Origin of the sequence: Candidatus Mesenet endosymbiont of Agriotes lineatus (genome assembly GCF_964019585.1) — a bacterium.
Lineage (GTDB): Bacteria > Pseudomonadota > Alphaproteobacteria > Rickettsiales > Anaplasmataceae > Mesenet.
Genome location: NZ_OZ026454.1, coordinates 57,211 through 73,219, shown reverse-complemented (window position 1 = coordinate 73,219; position 16,009 = coordinate 57,211). Strand labels below are relative to the sequence as shown.

Annotated in this window: 18 protein-coding genes; 9 read left to right on the top strand and 9 right to left on the bottom strand. The window is 33.1% G+C overall.

Annotation, left to right across the window (positions count from 1 at the left end; translation table 11 throughout):
• Positions 1-45 precede the first annotated feature (45 nt).
• Entirely contained in the window at positions 46-648 is a 603-nt protein-coding gene (locus tag AACL19_RS00370) for a DUF2460 domain-containing protein (RefSeq protein WP_339045812.1), read from the bottom strand.
• Positions 649-784: 136 nt separating this feature from the next.
• Between AACL19_RS00370 and AACL19_RS00365 the strand changes: the two genes are divergently transcribed.
• Genes AACL19_RS00365 through infC form a run of 3 tightly spaced genes read left to right on the top strand, consistent with a single transcriptional unit; the run spans position 785 to position 4,200 of the window.
• Positions 785-1,720 carry a hypothetical protein gene (locus tag AACL19_RS00365; RefSeq protein ID WP_339045811.1) on the top strand — a complete coding sequence of 312 codons (936 nt, stop codon included), beginning with the start codon at positions 785-787 and terminating at the stop codon, positions 1,718-1,720.
• Between the two features lie 54 nt (positions 1,721-1,774).
• Positions 1,775-3,679: a threonine--tRNA ligase gene (gene thrS / locus AACL19_RS00360; RefSeq protein ID WP_339045810.1), complete on the top strand. Its 1,905-nt coding sequence runs from the start codon at positions 1,775-1,777 to the stop codon at positions 3,677-3,679.
• Complete coding sequence (gene infC, locus AACL19_RS00355; protein ID WP_339045809.1) at positions 3,670-4,200, top strand: translation initiation factor IF-3; 531 nt, start codon at positions 3,670-3,672, stop codon at positions 4,198-4,200. Before thrS ends, infC begins: the two co-directional genes overlap by 10 nt.
• 79 nt (positions 4,201-4,279) lie before the next feature.
• Here the strand turns inward: infC and AACL19_RS00350 are convergent, their stop codons facing one another.
• The gene (locus AACL19_RS00350) at positions 4,280-5,749 is read right to left on the bottom strand and encodes a TrkH family potassium uptake protein (protein ID WP_339045808.1); all 1,470 of its coding nucleotides are present in this window, start codon (positions 5,747-5,749) and stop codon (positions 4,280-4,282) included.
• Positions 5,750-5,824: 75 nt separating this feature from the next.
• On the opposite strand from AACL19_RS00350, the gene AACL19_RS00345 reads away from it, so the two are divergent.
• Positions 5,825-6,841, top strand: coding sequence for an ABC transporter ATP-binding protein (locus tag AACL19_RS00345; protein ID WP_339045807.1), 1,017 nt, complete (start codon positions 5,825-5,827; stop codon positions 6,839-6,841).
• A gap of 16 nt (positions 6,842-6,857) precedes the next feature.
• Positions 6,858-7,031: a twin-arginine translocase TatA/TatE family subunit gene (locus AACL19_RS00340; protein WP_339045806.1), complete on the top strand. Its 174-nt coding sequence runs from the start codon at positions 6,858-6,860 to the stop codon at positions 7,029-7,031.
• Positions 7,032-7,096: 65 nt separating this feature from the next.
• On the opposite strand, the gene AACL19_RS00335 is transcribed toward AACL19_RS00340, so the two are convergent.
• Together AACL19_RS00335 and AACL19_RS00330 are read right to left on the bottom strand one after the other, a co-directional pair.
• Positions 7,097-7,399: a hypothetical protein gene (locus AACL19_RS00335; RefSeq protein ID WP_339045805.1), complete on the bottom strand. Its 303-nt coding sequence runs from the start codon at positions 7,397-7,399 to the stop codon at positions 7,097-7,099.
• Positions 7,400-7,408: 9 nt separating this feature from the next.
• Complete coding sequence (locus tag AACL19_RS00330) at positions 7,409-7,549, bottom strand: hypothetical protein (RefSeq protein WP_339045804.1); 141 nt, start codon at positions 7,547-7,549, stop codon at positions 7,409-7,411.
• A 685-nt stretch (positions 7,550-8,234) separates the two neighbouring features.
• Between AACL19_RS00330 and AACL19_RS00325 the strand changes: the two genes are divergently transcribed.
• The 4 genes from AACL19_RS00325 to folK all read left to right on the top strand — a co-directional run bounded on the left by AACL19_RS00325 (position 8,235) and on the right by folK (position 11,251).
• Entirely contained in the window at positions 8,235-9,017 is a 783-nt protein-coding gene (locus tag AACL19_RS00325; protein ID WP_339045803.1) for a succinate dehydrogenase iron-sulfur subunit, read from the top strand.
• 38 nt (positions 9,018-9,055) lie between these two features.
• On the top strand, positions 9,056-9,937 hold the full coding sequence (gene dapA / locus AACL19_RS00320) for a 4-hydroxy-tetrahydrodipicolinate synthase (protein ID WP_339045802.1): 882 nt from the start codon (positions 9,056-9,058) through the stop codon (positions 9,935-9,937).
• A gap of 12 nt (positions 9,938-9,949) precedes the next feature.
• Complete coding sequence (locus AACL19_RS00315; protein WP_339045801.1) at positions 9,950-10,618, top strand: ABC transporter ATP-binding protein; 669 nt, start codon at positions 9,950-9,952, stop codon at positions 10,616-10,618.
• A gap of 144 nt (positions 10,619-10,762) precedes the next feature.
• Positions 10,763-11,251 carry a 2-amino-4-hydroxy-6-hydroxymethyldihydropteridine diphosphokinase gene (folK, locus tag AACL19_RS00310; RefSeq protein ID WP_339045800.1) on the top strand — a complete coding sequence of 163 codons (489 nt, stop codon included), beginning with the start codon at positions 10,763-10,765 and terminating at the stop codon, positions 11,249-11,251.
• On the opposite strand, the gene gmk is transcribed toward folK, so the two are convergent.
• From gmk to ispG, 5 genes are all read right to left on the bottom strand, one after another.
• Positions 11,237-11,857 (bottom strand): guanylate kinase, encoded by a 621-nt coding sequence (gmk, locus tag AACL19_RS00305; RefSeq protein WP_339046724.1) that lies wholly within the window; start codon positions 11,855-11,857, stop codon positions 11,237-11,239. The genes folK and gmk overlap by 15 nt on opposite strands.
• A 69-nt stretch (positions 11,858-11,926) precedes the next feature.
• Positions 11,927-13,756, bottom strand: coding sequence for a pentapeptide repeat-containing protein (locus AACL19_RS00300; protein ID WP_339045799.1), 1,830 nt, complete (start codon positions 13,754-13,756; stop codon positions 11,927-11,929).
• Positions 13,757-13,816: 60 nt separating this feature from the next.
• A complete protein-coding gene (locus AACL19_RS00295; RefSeq protein WP_339045798.1) occupies positions 13,817-14,431 on the bottom strand; it encodes a hypothetical protein in 615 nt (204 codons plus the stop codon).
• Entirely contained in the window at positions 14,391-14,591 is a 201-nt protein-coding gene (locus AACL19_RS00290) for a hypothetical protein (RefSeq protein WP_339045797.1), read from the bottom strand. Before AACL19_RS00290 ends, AACL19_RS00295 begins: the two co-directional genes overlap by 41 nt.
• An 85-nt stretch (positions 14,592-14,676) precedes the next feature.
• Complete coding sequence (ispG, locus tag AACL19_RS00285; RefSeq protein ID WP_339045796.1) at positions 14,677-16,005, bottom strand: flavodoxin-dependent (E)-4-hydroxy-3-methylbut-2-enyl-diphosphate synthase; 1,329 nt, start codon at positions 16,003-16,005, stop codon at positions 14,677-14,679.
• Positions 16,006-16,009: the final 4 nt, after the last annotated feature.

The window sequence follows — 16,009 nt, the reverse complement described above, 5'->3', positions numbered from 1 at the left end:
TAATTTATTTTAAGATTTTATTACTATAGTTAAACTAATGTTCAATTAGATAGATTTTATCTCTATCAGTTGAATATCGTTCCAACTGCTGCTGCCATAATTATCAATCGAAGCTGAAAGGTAATCGGTGTCGAAACGCACAGGAACGTCAAATTCAAAATCAGCAGTGATTAATACACCGCTGCTTGGTGCTGCAATAAATGTTATCTTTCCTGTAGTGTGGTCTACTGAATAGCCATCTGTTTTTATGATATTATTGAAGTAGATTTTTACGGTCTCATGGGTAGGTTTTTTAATAACACGCACGTATGCACTACCTCCGCTTTCATACCTTTTTACTAATTGAAAGGTTGTGCTGCTGCCATCACCAATTCCAATCTTTTGTCCAGTAGTTTTATAGTCTGACCAATCCTTAAAGCGAAATCCAATGGCTTTGCCATGACGGGCACGAAAAAAGGCAATGAGTTCTGACAACTGCTGATCTGACTTAACCCCATAAGCTACGTTATATTTAGCGCGTGCTACAGACCAGTTAATGTTTCGCTGTTCATGGCCATTGTGAGTTGTGATAATATCAGTTGAGAATTCCGGTCCCCCTGTTGAACCATAAGATATATCCTCTGGAAACCTCATTTCTGTAAATTCCATACTTCCTCCTTATTAATTTTAAATAAGAGTTTATGCTTATTTAAATTTAGGCCGAAGCATAATCAGTTGATAGATTCCGTTGACTTATAACAAATAGATTATATAATAGTTAATATTTTAATGTGATAAAAAGAATATGGGGAAGTATTTAACAAAAAGAGAGTTTGAATATAAAAGTAGTTTGTTTGCAGCATTAGGTATTAAAAAAGAAGATGCTGTAGGCAAAAATTTTGCGCAGCTATCTAAGTTGATAGGAAAGCAATATAGAACACTATCACTTGAGTGTCATCCTGATAAATTTCAAAATAGTAGTAAAGAAGTAAAGGATGAAAATGATAAAAAATTTCAGATATTAGATGATACTAAGAAAAGGTTAAATAAGTATATCTTACCTTTACAAAAAGAGCGGGGAAGCCTCATTATATCATCTGAATATGAAGAATTTTTCTCTATTTTACAATCTGAACGTGAATTCTTTCGCAGAGATAAAATGTATTTACTATATTTATTGAGCTTCTTATTTACTTCTCTTCTTAGTTTAGTATCTTACTGTTACTTAATAAGCAGGCTAGTTATCAAATGTCAAAGTATTTCACTAAATTTAAGCAATGCTTCATTTTATGGAGCTTTGATTTGCTTCATCGCCATTCCTATTTCTTTTTTTGCATTCACTTGTTTTGCAGCAAAAGATTTTTCTAAAATAAAAAGCAGTGAGGAATGCCTAGATCAAGAAGATTTGACTAATAAGCTTGAAGATAAATTTTCTAAAAAGATGGAGTACAAAACATTAATATTGCTTATGAAATGTCTTCCCACTATGGCAATAATTCTAACAGCTGCTAGCTTGATAACAGAGTCAGCTCTCGATAATTTTAAAACTGTAGACACTCAATTACTTATAGGAGTGTCATTACTAATATTGTCTTTTGGCTTGCAATGCTTAGCTAATGAGATATACGAAAGAAAAGTTGTAAACTTAGTTAAAGAAGAAAGAGCAGAAGGAAAATTGGATGATGTCAATATCAACGTTTTCAGTAATGTTCCAAATCAAGGATTAAGCCAAGGTAATTAAACTTGACATATTGCTGTGATTTTGAAAGATGAATCTAAGTTTTAAATATATTTAATGATCAGTATCACCTTCTTATATAAAACCCAGCAATATGAGAATGAAATAAGTGGTTTTGAGCTTTTAAAAGAATCAGAGATTAAAAATAAAGCTATTGCCTTAAAAGTAAACGGCAATTTATGTGATCTATCATGTGCTATTGACTGTGATGCAAGAGTGGAGGTGATAACTGCACAAGATCAGGAAGGCCTTGATATTTTAAGGCACGATGCTGCACATATTATGGCGCAAGCGGTGAAGGAACTCTTTTCTGAAGTGCAAATTACTATTGGTCCAACTATAGAAGATGGTTTTTACTATGATTTTGCACTGGAGCCTGGTAAATCTTTTTCTTCGGAGGATTTGCTAGCAATAGAGGAAAAAATGCAGGAAATTATTAAATCTAACTATAAATTCATTCGCGAAGTTTGGACGCGCGAAGATGCGATAAATTTCTTTCAGGGTCAGGGTGAGAACTATAAGGTTAAAATAATATCCAGTATACCAGAAAGTGAAAAGCTTACTGTTTATAGGCAGGGCAGCTTTGTTGATTTATGCCGCGGTCCGCATTCCCCATCAACAGGAAGAGTTAAAGCGTTTAAGCTGATGAAAGTAGCAGGTGCATACTGGCGAGGTGATTCAAACAAACCAATGCTGCAGCGTATATATGGAACCGCATGGAGGGATAAAAGCGAGCTGAAAGAATATTTAACTCGCTTAGAAGAAGCGGAAAAAAGAGATCATAGAAAAGTTGCAAAAGACATGGATCTGTTTCACATCCAAGATGAAGCTAAAGGTCAAATTTTTTGGCATGAAAATGGATTAATCTTATATCATATAATTGAAGCTTATATAAGGAAAAAATTAAGAAAAAACGGCTATACTGAAGTTAAAACACCTATTTTAGCAAGTAAAGAGCTATGGGAAAAATCAGGTCATTGGGATAAGTTTCGTGAAAACATGTTTATAGTTGATGCAGACCAAGAAAAACAAATGGCAATAAAGCCAATGAATTGTCCTCTTCATATACAGATTTTTAACCAAAAGACGAGGAGCTATCGTGATCTACCGATGCGTATTGCAGAATTCGGCACCTGTCATCGCAATGAATCATCTGGTTCGCTACATGGCCTTATGCGTGTCCGAGGCTTCACACAAGACGATGCACATATTTTTTGCACTGAAGATCAGATTACCGAGGAGACAAAAAAGTTTTGTAACCTTCTAAAAGAAGTATATAAAGATTTTGGTTTTAATGATATATCGATAAAGTTCTCTGATCGCCCAAGTATGCGAGCAGGAAGTGATGAGGTATGGGATAAAGCTGAAAAAGCATTGTTGCATGCTGCTAAAGATACTGGGCTAGATTATACTCTAAATCCTGGTGAGGGTGCCTTTTATGGACCAAAACTGGAATTTGTTTTAAAGGATACAATTGGTAGAGACTGGCAGTGTGGAACATTGCAGGTCGACTTTGTTTTACCACAAAGGCTTGATGCTTTCTATATTGGAGCAGATGGCCAAAAGCATCATCCAGTAATGATACACAGAGCGATACTTGGTACGCTTGAGCGTTTTATAGGTATTTTAATTGAGCACTATGCTGGCAAATTTCCTCTATGGCTTGCACCCGTACAATTAACCATAGCAACCATCACTCATGAATGTAATGAATATGCGCTGGAGATTGAGCAAAAGCTAAAACAAAAGGGGGTTAGAGTAAAAGTTGATTTAACTAATGAGAAAATTAATTATAAGATACGCTTGCATAGTTTAAAGAAGGTACCTATATTATGGGTCATAGGTAAAAATGAGGTACTAAAAAAAGAAGTGTCAATAAGGTATTTAGGTAAAATAGATCAAATTTCTTCATCAATTGACGAAGCTATTCAATCATTATTGGAGTTAGTAATTTGCAAATAAAGAAAAATTTCGGTACAAATAGAACCAATCAATATATTACAGCTAAAGAAGTGCGTTTGATTGATCAAAGCGGTAATATGGTTGGGGTTGTACCAACTGGAGATGCTATCAGACTTGCAAGAGAGGAGGGTCTAGATTTAGTTGTAGTTGCTCAAGATGCTAGCCCTCCTGTTTGTAAAATATTAGATTATAGTAAATATAGGTATGAAACTAAGAAAAAGATAAGTGAGGCCAAGAAAAAGCAGAAAATGATAAAGATTAAGGAGTTTAAACTTAAGCCTAATATAGATCCTCATGATTATGATATAAAGTTAAGAAACATATTAAAGCACCTTGAAGAAGGTCATAAAATTAAAGTTGCCATGAGGTTTTCTGGCAGAGAGATGAGATTGCAGCTACCTATACAAAAAGGCAAAGAAATTTTAAATAAGTTGGTAAAAGACACTGAAGATATAGCAAAATTAGAATTGCCCCCTAAGATGCATGGAAATCAATTGTTAATGATTCTTACCACAAAATGAACTAAAATTACATTAAACAGAGATTTTGCACATTCCATTGTAAATGTCCTTAAGCTTCTATAAAAAGAACCTCATATAATCAAGAAGTTTTGTTTTTACTAAATCCATAAAAAACAGAAGATAAAAATGCAAAAACAGGTAGTATTTCTAACCTACCAATTAGCATCACAAGCGATAACAACAGTTTTGTTGAGTTTGAAAAATTAGCATAATTTCCCGACGGTCCAATAACAATACCGAAACCAGGACCTGAATTTGTCAGAGCCGCTGAGGTAGCACTTAGGCTTGTTATAAAATCGGCATTACTTATAAAGGACATAGCTATTGTTGCAATAGTAAATATTGATATATATAGAAAGAAATATATAAAAATACTTTTGATTTCTTCATCCTCTAAAATTTTGCCGTTAAATTTAACAACATTTGTTTTATTTGGGTTCACTACATCATAAAAATAAGCTTTCACTGCTTTAATTAGCACTACTATACGAAATATTTTTATGCCACCACTTGTTGAACCACTACAACCACCAATAAGTGTTAAAAAGAATGCAAACACTGCAATAAAACACCAATTTCCATAATCGCAAATGATAAACCCAGCCGATGTTATCAAGGATACTATGCTAAATATACTATATCGAAACAGGGTAAAATCTCTATCTATTTTATTGTTCAAGCAAATACTACTGAAATGAAACCAGATAAACGTTATAAGTACTGAAATGGTAATAATTCTAATAAAGTAAAAGATCTGTTCATCGTAAAAGTATGACCTTTTTGTTATTTTTAAGTAGGTTAAAAATGGACATGCTCCTAAAAGCATAAATGTAACAGCAATAGTCTCGATTTTAATGCTGTTGTAGTGAGCAAGAGAATCATCGTAATTAGCAAAACCACCAGTTGATACAGTCGATATTCCATGACATATGGCATCAAAAATAGACATGCCAGCAAAGTAATAGAGTAGAATACATAGAAAGATGAGAATGCAATATATTACAGTAATATGCATAATTATATGCACAACATTTGGTAATTTCTTTTTTGCAATTTCAGAAGATTCAGATGCAAGTAAATTGCGTGGACCTGCTAGTTTCAAAGAAGGAAAAATAATGATTCCTATTGTAATAATTCCTAAGCCCCCAATTCCACTCAGCATTGCTCTCCAAAGCAATATTCCTGGGGATTTTTTATGTAAGTGATTTAAGACAGTTGCACCTGTTGTTGTAATACCTGATATAGTTTCAAACACAGCATCAATATAGCTTATAGAGGTCTCAAAGAGAAAAGGAATTGCTGCAAATAATGGCAAAATACACCAAGTGCAGCTTGTGACAGCAAAATCTTTTATACTATTTAATTTACTGAGCTTACCAAGTAATGAAAAAACTATGCTAAAAAACAGTGTAATAGCAGAGCTAATAATAAATCCCCTCCACTCATAGCCAAGAAGTAGATTAGTTATTGCAGGAATAGTCATGATAATACTTAAAGGAAACAAAAGTATTCCAATTATAAATATTATCGAGCGCAGATCTTTGAGCATTTTTTGGCATTATAAAAAGATTTCTACATCTAAAAAATACTATACAATTATAATTTTAATTTAGAGTTATAATTGATGTTAGAGTTAAAGAATATTTCTTATTATTATAATAAGGATGGTTTTGCTTTAAACAATATTAATATCAAAGTAAATAGAGGTTCAGTTGCATGTTTGCTTGGCCCATCAGGTTGCGGTAAGTCTACAATATTAAAATTGATAGCTGGAATAGAGAGGCCAAAGTCTGGCTTTATTATTATAAGCAACAAGGTAGCAGTGAATGATCATATTTCTCTTCCTATTGAAAAACGTAATATTGGGTTCATCTTTCAACATCCTACATTATTTCCTCATAAGACAGTTATTGAAAATATAACTTTTGCTATCAAGAGGTGTAATAAAGAAGAGAAATACAAAACTGCTCTGGAGATCTTAGATTTGGTAAACATGGTAAGCTATAAGGACTTATATCCTCATATGCTATCTGGTGGGCAGCAGCAACTGATTACAATTGCAAGAACGATTGCTCAAAAGCCCGAGGTAGTTTTACTTGATGAACCATTCTCTAACATGGATGTAATATTAAAACGCAAAATAAGAAAATATATGCTATCTCTCTTTAAAGAGAGAAATATAGCCGCATTGCTTGTTACTCACGACCCTGAAGAGGCATTAGAGGTTGCAGATGCTATATATGTTGCTCGTGATGGCAGCGTAATCCAACATGGCACTCCGTATGATATATATTACAATCCTAAAGATTACGAATTAGCAAAGTTTTTCGGTGATTTAAATCATTTCCACGCAGTTGCTAAAAAAAATTATGTGGAATCACCATTTGGGAAAATACCAATTAACTCTCAAAATAACAATGATAAGGTTATCGTCTGCATTAGACCGGAGGCAATTTTATTACAGAATAACGGTGGGATTCAAGCTATAGTTGATAGCGTTAAGTTTTTTAATAAGATGGTTTATATTAAAATAAAAAGCTACTTATACCTAATGAGGTTTCCTATTGCATTATTGCCAAATAAAGGTGATATAATATCTGTAGCACTTGATCTAGATCAAGTGCTTGTATTTAAAGCTTAAAACTTCGGAGGTAAATATGAGTTTAGGTCCATGGCAATTATTTTTAATTTTAATGATAATCTTAGTATTATTTGGTGCAGGAAGGTTACCGCAAGTTATGAGTGACTTGGGTCGTGGTATTCGTAACTTAAAACAAGAACTAAAGGATTCTGATAAGTTATCACCAGCAAAAGACGAACCGGATCGTTAGCTTTCTTCAAGCTACTAAATAGCATACCTTTAAAAAGTATGCTATTATATGATTTAATTAGTTTTCTACTGTAAACAGCTTCTCTTTCTTATTTGATCAGGTTGTGTATTAGTACAGTCCACATTGCTACTAGGAGATTGCTCATCATCTTCAATAGGCATTCTGATAGGCCTTTGTTGCTTTTTATTAACTCTACTATCATTACTATTATCTAAAAATTGATCTGTTATTTTTTCTATTTGATCTGCTATTTCGTTGAACTGATTTCCTATTTTTACATATGTATTTTTTCCTCTTTCATGACAATCTATAATTCCCTTTTCTTCTTCTATTGTATAGTGAAAGAGATTAGGATATTTACCTTCCATGTTGCTCACTTATTCCTGATGTTCATCTATCAATTTTTGCCATCCTTCTTCTCGCCTTTTACATTCACTCACCATTTCTTCCCTAATTGTCTTTACTATCTCATTTTGAATTTCTTCTACTGTTATTGCAGTGCCTAATCTGCTTATCATTTTTTTAAATTCATTTGCTATTACTTCAACTCGTTGACTTTTTTATCGAAAAAGATACGCAAACCTGTTGGCTCAGGCCCGTCATCATCTGTCAACGTATGTTTCTCTGTACTGACTCTTTGTGCTAATTTACTTAACTCCAGTACTGTCGTCCTTCCATTAGAGCTGATAACTTCAATGCCATCATGATTAATAATGTTTTCTTTCTTGTATTCTTTCCCTCTTATTACAACATGGGCCCCATTTGCAACAAGTTTTGCATCTCCTTCGATATCACCAACAGTAATAGTAATAAATTGATATAACCTAGACTTTGTTGCTTCAAAAACACAACCTCTTGGAATTTTTTCAATCTCTATATCTGGGCCGCCATCATCTGTTATATGTAGCTACCTCTCACTGGGTTATTAACAGCAGAAGATTTATTAGAAATCGAATGCTGTACTTCCTCTAAAATGAAATCTCCCTCAATTCTGTATTTTGATTTTCATAACTACTTTTTTCAAAGTCATCTACAGTATATTTTATTATCATATTATCCCCCTATTATTAAATATTTTATAGTATATATTGTAAAATAGTTTAGTAAAATATTTACTAAATTTAGTATTAGCCTTCAGATAATTGAAATTGCTTTTTCAAGCACTTGTTGTTAAAATGTAACTTATTATGAATAATAAGGCATATGGTACAGCTATCATTACCAAAAAACTCAAAAATCAATAAAAACGGTAGAGTTTATTTAGCTCCAAGTGCTGCAAAAAAAGTAAAACGCTTTAAAATTTATCGTTGGTCTCCTGATGATGAAGAAAATCCAAGAATAGATACTTTTTTCATTGATATGGATGATTGCGGCCCAATGGTACTTGATGCCCTTATTAAAATCAAAGATGAAGTTGATTCAACTTTAACTTTTAGACGTTCTTGTCGTGAAGGAATATGTGGATCATGTGCAATGAATATTGATGGTACTAACACGCTTGCATGTACTAGAGCTATTTCTGACATATGGAGTGACGTTAAGATATATCCATTACCACATATGTACGTAATAAAAGATCTTGTTCCAGATTTGAGCCATTTCTATGAGCAATACAAGCAGATAAAACCATGGCTGCAGGCTAAAGAGCCCAAAAACCAAGATAAGGAACGTTTGCAATCTCCAAAGGATAGGGAGAAATTAGATGGCTTGTATGATTGTATATTATGTGCATGTTGTTCTACCGCATGTCCTAGCTATTGGTGGAATAGTGATAAATATCTAGGTCCAGCAATATTATTACAAATGTATAGGTGGATTGTAGACAGTCGTGATGAGAATAAAGATGAGCGTCTTAATTTTCTGGATGATGCCTTTAAATTATATCGCTGTCACACCATAATGAACTGTACTAAAACTTGCCCTAAGAATTTGAATCCAGGTAAAGCAATAGCGAAAATAAAACAGTCAATGCTAAATTGCATTTAAATATGTTTTTCTACGTTATTTAGATTAAAAGGTTATATATGCAGTTTCGTGGCGTATTTACAGCTCTTGTAACTCCATTCAATAAAGACAATACAATTAATAAAAATGCATTTTGCGAACTAGTTGAGTGGCAGATAAGCGAGGGGGTCCACGGGTTAGTGCCATGCGGTACTACTGGAGAAAGCTCTACCTTAACATTTGAGGAATATTGTGAAATAGTAGAGCTGTGCGTAAAAACTGCAAATAAACAAGCACCTATAATAGCTGGTGTTGGATCTAACAATACTGCTGAGGTTATAAAGAAGGTGAAATACGTAGAATCAATTGGAGCTGATGCCGTGCTTGCGGTGGCACCATATTATAACAAACCAACGCAAGATGGTTTATATAATCATTTTAAGTCAATACATGATAGTACTCATATTTCAATCATACTTTACAACGTTCCTGGAAGATGTGCTGTTGATATTTTGGATGTAACTGCAGCAAAAATAATGGAGCTTGAAAGGGTTATAGGTATAAAAGATGCAACTGGTGATTTAAATCGTCCATTAAATTTAAAAACATTAGTAAAAAAAGAAATTTCTTTATTGTCTGGAGAGGATTCAACTGCGCTAGCGTTTAACATTCATGGCGGATGTGGATGTATATCAGTCACTGCAAATATTGTACCGAAATTGTGTGTAGAGTTGCAAAATTTATTTTTTACTAAGCAATTTGAAAAAGCAGCAGAGCTTAATAAAAAGTTGTTTTCTTTAAATCAAGTGTTATTTTGCGAAGTAAATCCAATACCTGTAAAATATGGGTTGAGCCTACTTAAACCTAATATCTCCCCGAATTTGCGCTTACCACTTACCAAAGCTAGTGAAAATACTAAAACTAAAGTGAAAAAAATGATGCAAGACCTTAATATAATATAAAATTTCTCAAGAATGTCTTGCATATTAAAGTTATCATCTATTACCAAAAGCTTCGGTCAGCATGTTATTATAGACAATATTAATTTAGAAGTTAAAAGTGGAGAGGTTATTGCACTAATTGGCAAATCAGGTTCTGGCAAAACAACAGTTTTGCAAATAGCAGGACTGCTTGATGAACCAACTTCTGGAAGCATTTGGGTTAATGGTACCGATTGCACAAAAATAAACGATAGACAAAAAACATACTTGCGTGGAACTTTATTTGGTTTTATCTATCAATTTCACCACCTTCTACATGAATTTTCAGCACTTGAGAATGTTATGCTTCCACAAATGATATTGGGTAAAAATAAAGGTGAAGCAAAAAAAAATGCACAATCCATGTTAGCAAATTTTGGCCTGCAGGATAGCGAGTTTCACATGATATCTGAGCTTTCAGGAGGAGAAAGGCAAAGGCTAGCGATAGCTAGAGGTCTTATCAATTTTCCCCAGCTTGTGCTTGCAGATGAGCCTACAGGTAACTTAGATCCAGAAAATTCACTTAAGGTATTCTCACTTCTACACGAATATGCTAAAGTGAAAAACATCGCTGTACTTATAGTTACTCACAATCACACTCTTGCTCAAAAGGCAGATATGATTTTTGTGTTAGAGAAGGGGGTGTTAACCAAATTGCAATAAATATAGCTCTTTTTCTGTGTATGCTTTTTGTGTATAGGACCTAACAATTTAAATCTTTCCTTTTTTATAAAACAGATTTAGAATAAGTTAATGAAATTTACACCATTAAAAGCGTGTTCATAAGTAATATAAAACAAATATGAATTGCTGTTGAATAATATAGTACTTGCACTAGGTGCAAATTGTGGTAGTGAGCTTAGAATTTTAAAGATGGTAATAGATCTGCTACCGCTCTATAGTAAAATTGCTTCTTTCGTTTATAAAAGCAAAGCATTATTACCTAAAAATGCACCCACATCTTGGAGTGTCCCATTTTTTAATATGGTAGTTGTTGGATACTCTAATTTAGAGTTAAACCAGTTTTTTCGTGTGATAAAAAACCTTGAAGTAATTATGGGACGATTGAGCAAAGCACACTGGTCGCCAAGAACAATTGACATCGATATTTTATTTTGGGGAAATAGTAAAATAGAGTCTAAAACCCTCTCAATACCTCATTCTCAAATGCATTATCGCGATTTTGTCTTAGTTCCAACATGCGATATTTGCTCAAGGTTTATTCATCCAGTTTTAAATAAGAGTATAGCGGATATTGCAGCAAATCTTAAAGAAATCAATTTAATTAAGATCTAAAATTTCTTGAGACATATTCTGTAAAAAGTTCTTCAAGTTCATTTTTCTTTTTACTTTCATTTTTTCTGAATGCAGTATCTGTCTAATTTTCTGTACACTATCATCAACACTATGGTTTGTTATGACATAATCATAATAAAGACAACGTTCCATTTCAGAACATGCTTGACCTAGTCTATTTTTAATTTCATCATCTGGTGTTTTGCAGTTACGTTTTTTTAGCCGAAATTGAAGTTCCTTAATTGATGGAGGTAATATAAAAATACTAACAACTTTTTCTTTCATAACTCTAGTTAAGCTAGCAGCGCCTTGCCAGTCTATGCTAAATAACACATTTATTCCTCTTGCTAGGTTGCTCTCTACTGGTTCTCTTGGTATACCATAATGGTTATTGAATACTATGGCGTGCTCTAACATTTGCCCAGCATTACAAAGGCTAAAAAACTCTTTCTTATTAATAAAATTATAATCTTTCCTATCTATCTCCCCTGGACGAGGCTTACGGGTAGTAACAGAAATAGACTTGATTAAATTACTTTCTTTAGTAACTAGCTCATTTGAGATCGTGGTTTTACCAGCACCAGATGGGGAAGATAAAATAAGCATAATACCTTCACTCTGCAGCTCACCCACTAAATTTACCTTATTTATATATTAATTATATGTATAAAATCCTTACTTAATAGTAGATTCTAAACCAATTGCCTCAAAAAATCTAGTACTAAGTAAATTGGCATTTTTAAATATTGTACCTTGCAGATTTGACCAAGAAAAGTCTGCGCCTTCTAAATTGCAACCAGACATATCAGTGTTATTTAGTATAGACCTGTGAAAAATAGCTGAACGAAGTTGTGCATTAGATAAATTTGCACCTTTTAAATTAGCACCAGAAAAGTTTGCTCTATTTAATATAGAATCGGTCAAGTCAGTATTACTTAAATCCATATTTGAAAAATCAAGATCGGAATAATTAACTTCAAGCCTTTTATTACTTAGTATAAAATGTTGTAAATCTTCAGTTGAAGTAATAACTTGGCTTTTAAGTAGATAGTCATTAAAGTTATATTGTCCCTCATTTTCAAGCATAACTGTTGTATTAAACTGACAATTCTCTAATTGAAGGTCTGTTAATGAATTTTTATATACGCTTGAAGAATTAAATAATGAATTGCTAATTATTGATGAATTAAAATCATTGTTAGAAAAACTAGTTTTATCAAATGTATTATTATGAAATACAGAGTAACTAAAGTTACTTCCTATAAAACTAGTATTGTGTATTTTTGAATTTACCCAATTTGTGTGGTCTGAATTTACATTCAAGTACAATGAGCTATCTATTTGATTATTTTCAACTTTAGCATAAGAGAGAAGACTATTAAATATAAATGAATTTTTCCATTTTACGTTGGTCATGAATGTTTCACTTAAGTTAGTTTCATCAAGCTTTACATTATCAAATATCGCACTATCAAAAAATGCACCACTGAAATTGGTGTTTAGTATGTTATTAGAGTAAAACTTTCCACTATGAATATCAGCATAAATAGCAAAAGTATTTTGGAAGTTACTAAAGCTCATATCGCTGCCTGCCAAAGTAGCATCTTTTAGATTTGATCTTAAAAAAGAAGTATTTTTTAAGTTTGCATTACTTAAATCTGCTTTAAAGAAATTAGAATAGTTCAAATCAGCAGCATACATGCTTGCGCCTTTTAGGTTAACCATATATAAATTGGCACCATTTATATATGATGTATCCAAATATGCTCTTTGCATATTTGTGCCTGTTAGATCAGAATCACCTAAATTTACTCCGTACATTATAGTATCTTCCAAGGAAGAAAATTGTACTCTTGAGTTATATAAATTTGCACCAAAAATATTTGCTTTAGATAGATTACTTGCTTGTATAGCAATATTTTCCGCTTGAATATTTTCAAAGTTTGCATGGCTAAAATCTGATTGAACTAGGTAAGCATAAGTGAGATTGGAGTTTGAGAAATCAGTGTATATGCCTTTTACGTTGTGCATATTTACATTATGCAAATCAGCGTTACTAATATTAGCACTACCAATATTAGCATTATTAAAGGTTGTTTTGCTTAAATCGGTAGAAACTAAGTTGGCGAAACTTAAGTTTGTGTAGTTCATACTAGAGCCATGCAAATTAGAATTTGAAAAATTTGCACCTTGCAAATCTGCACCGACAAAGGAAGAATCTGTTATATCTGCATTAGCAAAATTTGCTCCAACTAAAGTCATGCCATCAAAAACTGCACCTCTTATATATAAGCCACTAAAGTCTGCACCAGATAAGTTTTCACCAAACCCTGCTTTGAAATTAAGAGGCACTTTTTTTTCATGGCATTTTATGACAAAATTCAAAAAGACTTTTTTATCGTAGGATACGTACTTTACATTTTTAGTCTTTTCTGAAAAATGCTTATCATCTGCGTAACTAGTATGATAAAATAGGCTCAACAGTACACATAAAACATAAATCATAGAAATAACATAATTTAGAAAGATAATTATACATCAAATAAATTACTAAATCAGTAATATCTATAACTCTACTCCTTCTTGAAGAGGCTTAACTCCACCTTTTCTTATAGACGAATTAGTGCTCTTTTCCACTTCTCTATTGGATACATTTGCATTTTGAAGATGTGATTCAGGGTAAGTAATGTTTGCTTGAAAATTGGAAATATAATGTGCAATTTCTACATTTGACTTAGCTGCTTCCTTTACTAACCCAGTTAATACTTTGTTGATAGCATCAATATCTATACCGTATTTATGAATATTCTCTTTAATTTTTTTTAAACTATTTTTTACTTCATTCAAGTCATTAGATTCTATAGCGTTATAAGTCTCTTTAAAGCACTGCTTGAGCTCTTTAAAATTAGCATGATCTTTAATAGGCAAAAGGTAGTGTGGTTCAACATGATATGTGTCACATTCAACTTTTGTGCAATATTTCTTAAGGGCTTCTTCTACATTATTGACAATTTCTGGTTTCAATCTACCATGCATTGTCCATTCTTCCATATCTATATAAGGAAGCTCATCCACAGCTGAATCTGACATTACTTCTAATAACCTTGGTATTAGATTTTGTTCATGGGTAAGTATGTGACTAATTATCCCTCCTTCCTCCATTTTTTGTAATATATTCATCAAACATTTCTGTCACGTGATAACCAAGAGAATCAGGATAAAGCTTTATAGCAAGAGCACATGCGTTGCCTAAACTATTATCTTCCATCATTTGACAAAAGAAAGAACTGTTTTTTAATGCAAGTTGTAAAAGTTTATCTGTTTGAGAGCTAGTAAGCATATATTATCTCTTAAATAAGTACATAAGAAAAATATAATACTTTTTTTGAAAAAATCAATACATATGTTTAGTATATTAATAGAATTTAACTACTACAAACGTAATATTTTGATACATAATCCTCTATAATGCCTGTAAACTGCTCGAAGATGTTGCTTCCTTTTAAAGAGCAAAAATATTTACCATCAGCATACACAGCAGTTATTGGTTTTTCACCATATCCTGGCAGGCTTATCCCTAGATTTGCATGTCTGCTTTCACCTGGACCATTAACTACACAGCCCATTACTGCAACGTTCATATACTCAACACCAGGATTTTTCTCTTTCCACACAGGCATACGTTCTTTCATATAATTATCAACCTTTTCAGCTAATTCACGAAAATAACTGCCGTTGGTACGTCCACATCCTGGACAAGAAGTAAGTTGTGGCTCAAAGTGACGCAAACCTATAGCTTGCAGTATTTCTTGACATACTTTAACTTCATTAGTACGAGGTTCACCAGCACGTTGGGTTAAGGAAGCACGTATAGTATCACCTATTCCATTCTGCAGCAAGTACGATAGACCAGATGCTGTACCTATTACTGCTTTGCTGCCACCGCCCGCTTCAGTTAAGCCTAAGTGCAGAGCGTAGTTGGATAGCTTTGCTAGTGCAGTATAGACTGAGATCAAGTCTTGAACTTTGCTTACTTTGCAAGAAATAACGATTTTATCTGGACTGAGCCCAATTTTTTCCGCATGTTTTGCACTATTTAAAGCAGACATAACTAATGCCTTTCTTAAGACCACATCAGAAGGCTGAGGGCTCTCACTTGCAGCATTTTCATCCATAAGCTTTGAAGCTAAGTATTTATCAAGACTACCCCAATTTACTCCGATCCTAACAGGAATATCATACTTGATTGCATATTCTATTATTCTTTCAAATTTTTCATCACGCTTATCACCAAAGCCAACATTACCTGGATTAATACGAATTTTCCCTAGTGCCTTTGATTCCTCGGGATAGTCAACTAAAAGCCTATCCAGCTCATATTGACCACACCCTACTATCATTTTTTCATCAAATCCTTCTTTCACTAGCGCATCTCTGATGTAAGGAACAGATTTAGTAGCTATATCTGAATTCAGTGCAATGCGAACAAGCTCAGAACCAGCATGCGCAAGTTCTACTACCTCTTGTATAGCTTCCTGTATATACTGCTGAAATTCCGCACCTTCGTGTTTATCAGGTTGCTTAACTGGACCAAGTGCCATAGATTGCACTACTACTGGACTGCTTCCTCCAATTCTTACTTTGCCAACTTTGACTTCATGAGCTCTATGTCTAACTGTAGGTATTATCCTGTACAACTCATCACTATAACAGAAAGTATCACCATCCTCTTTAAAAGATAAATTGCTATTCATAAAA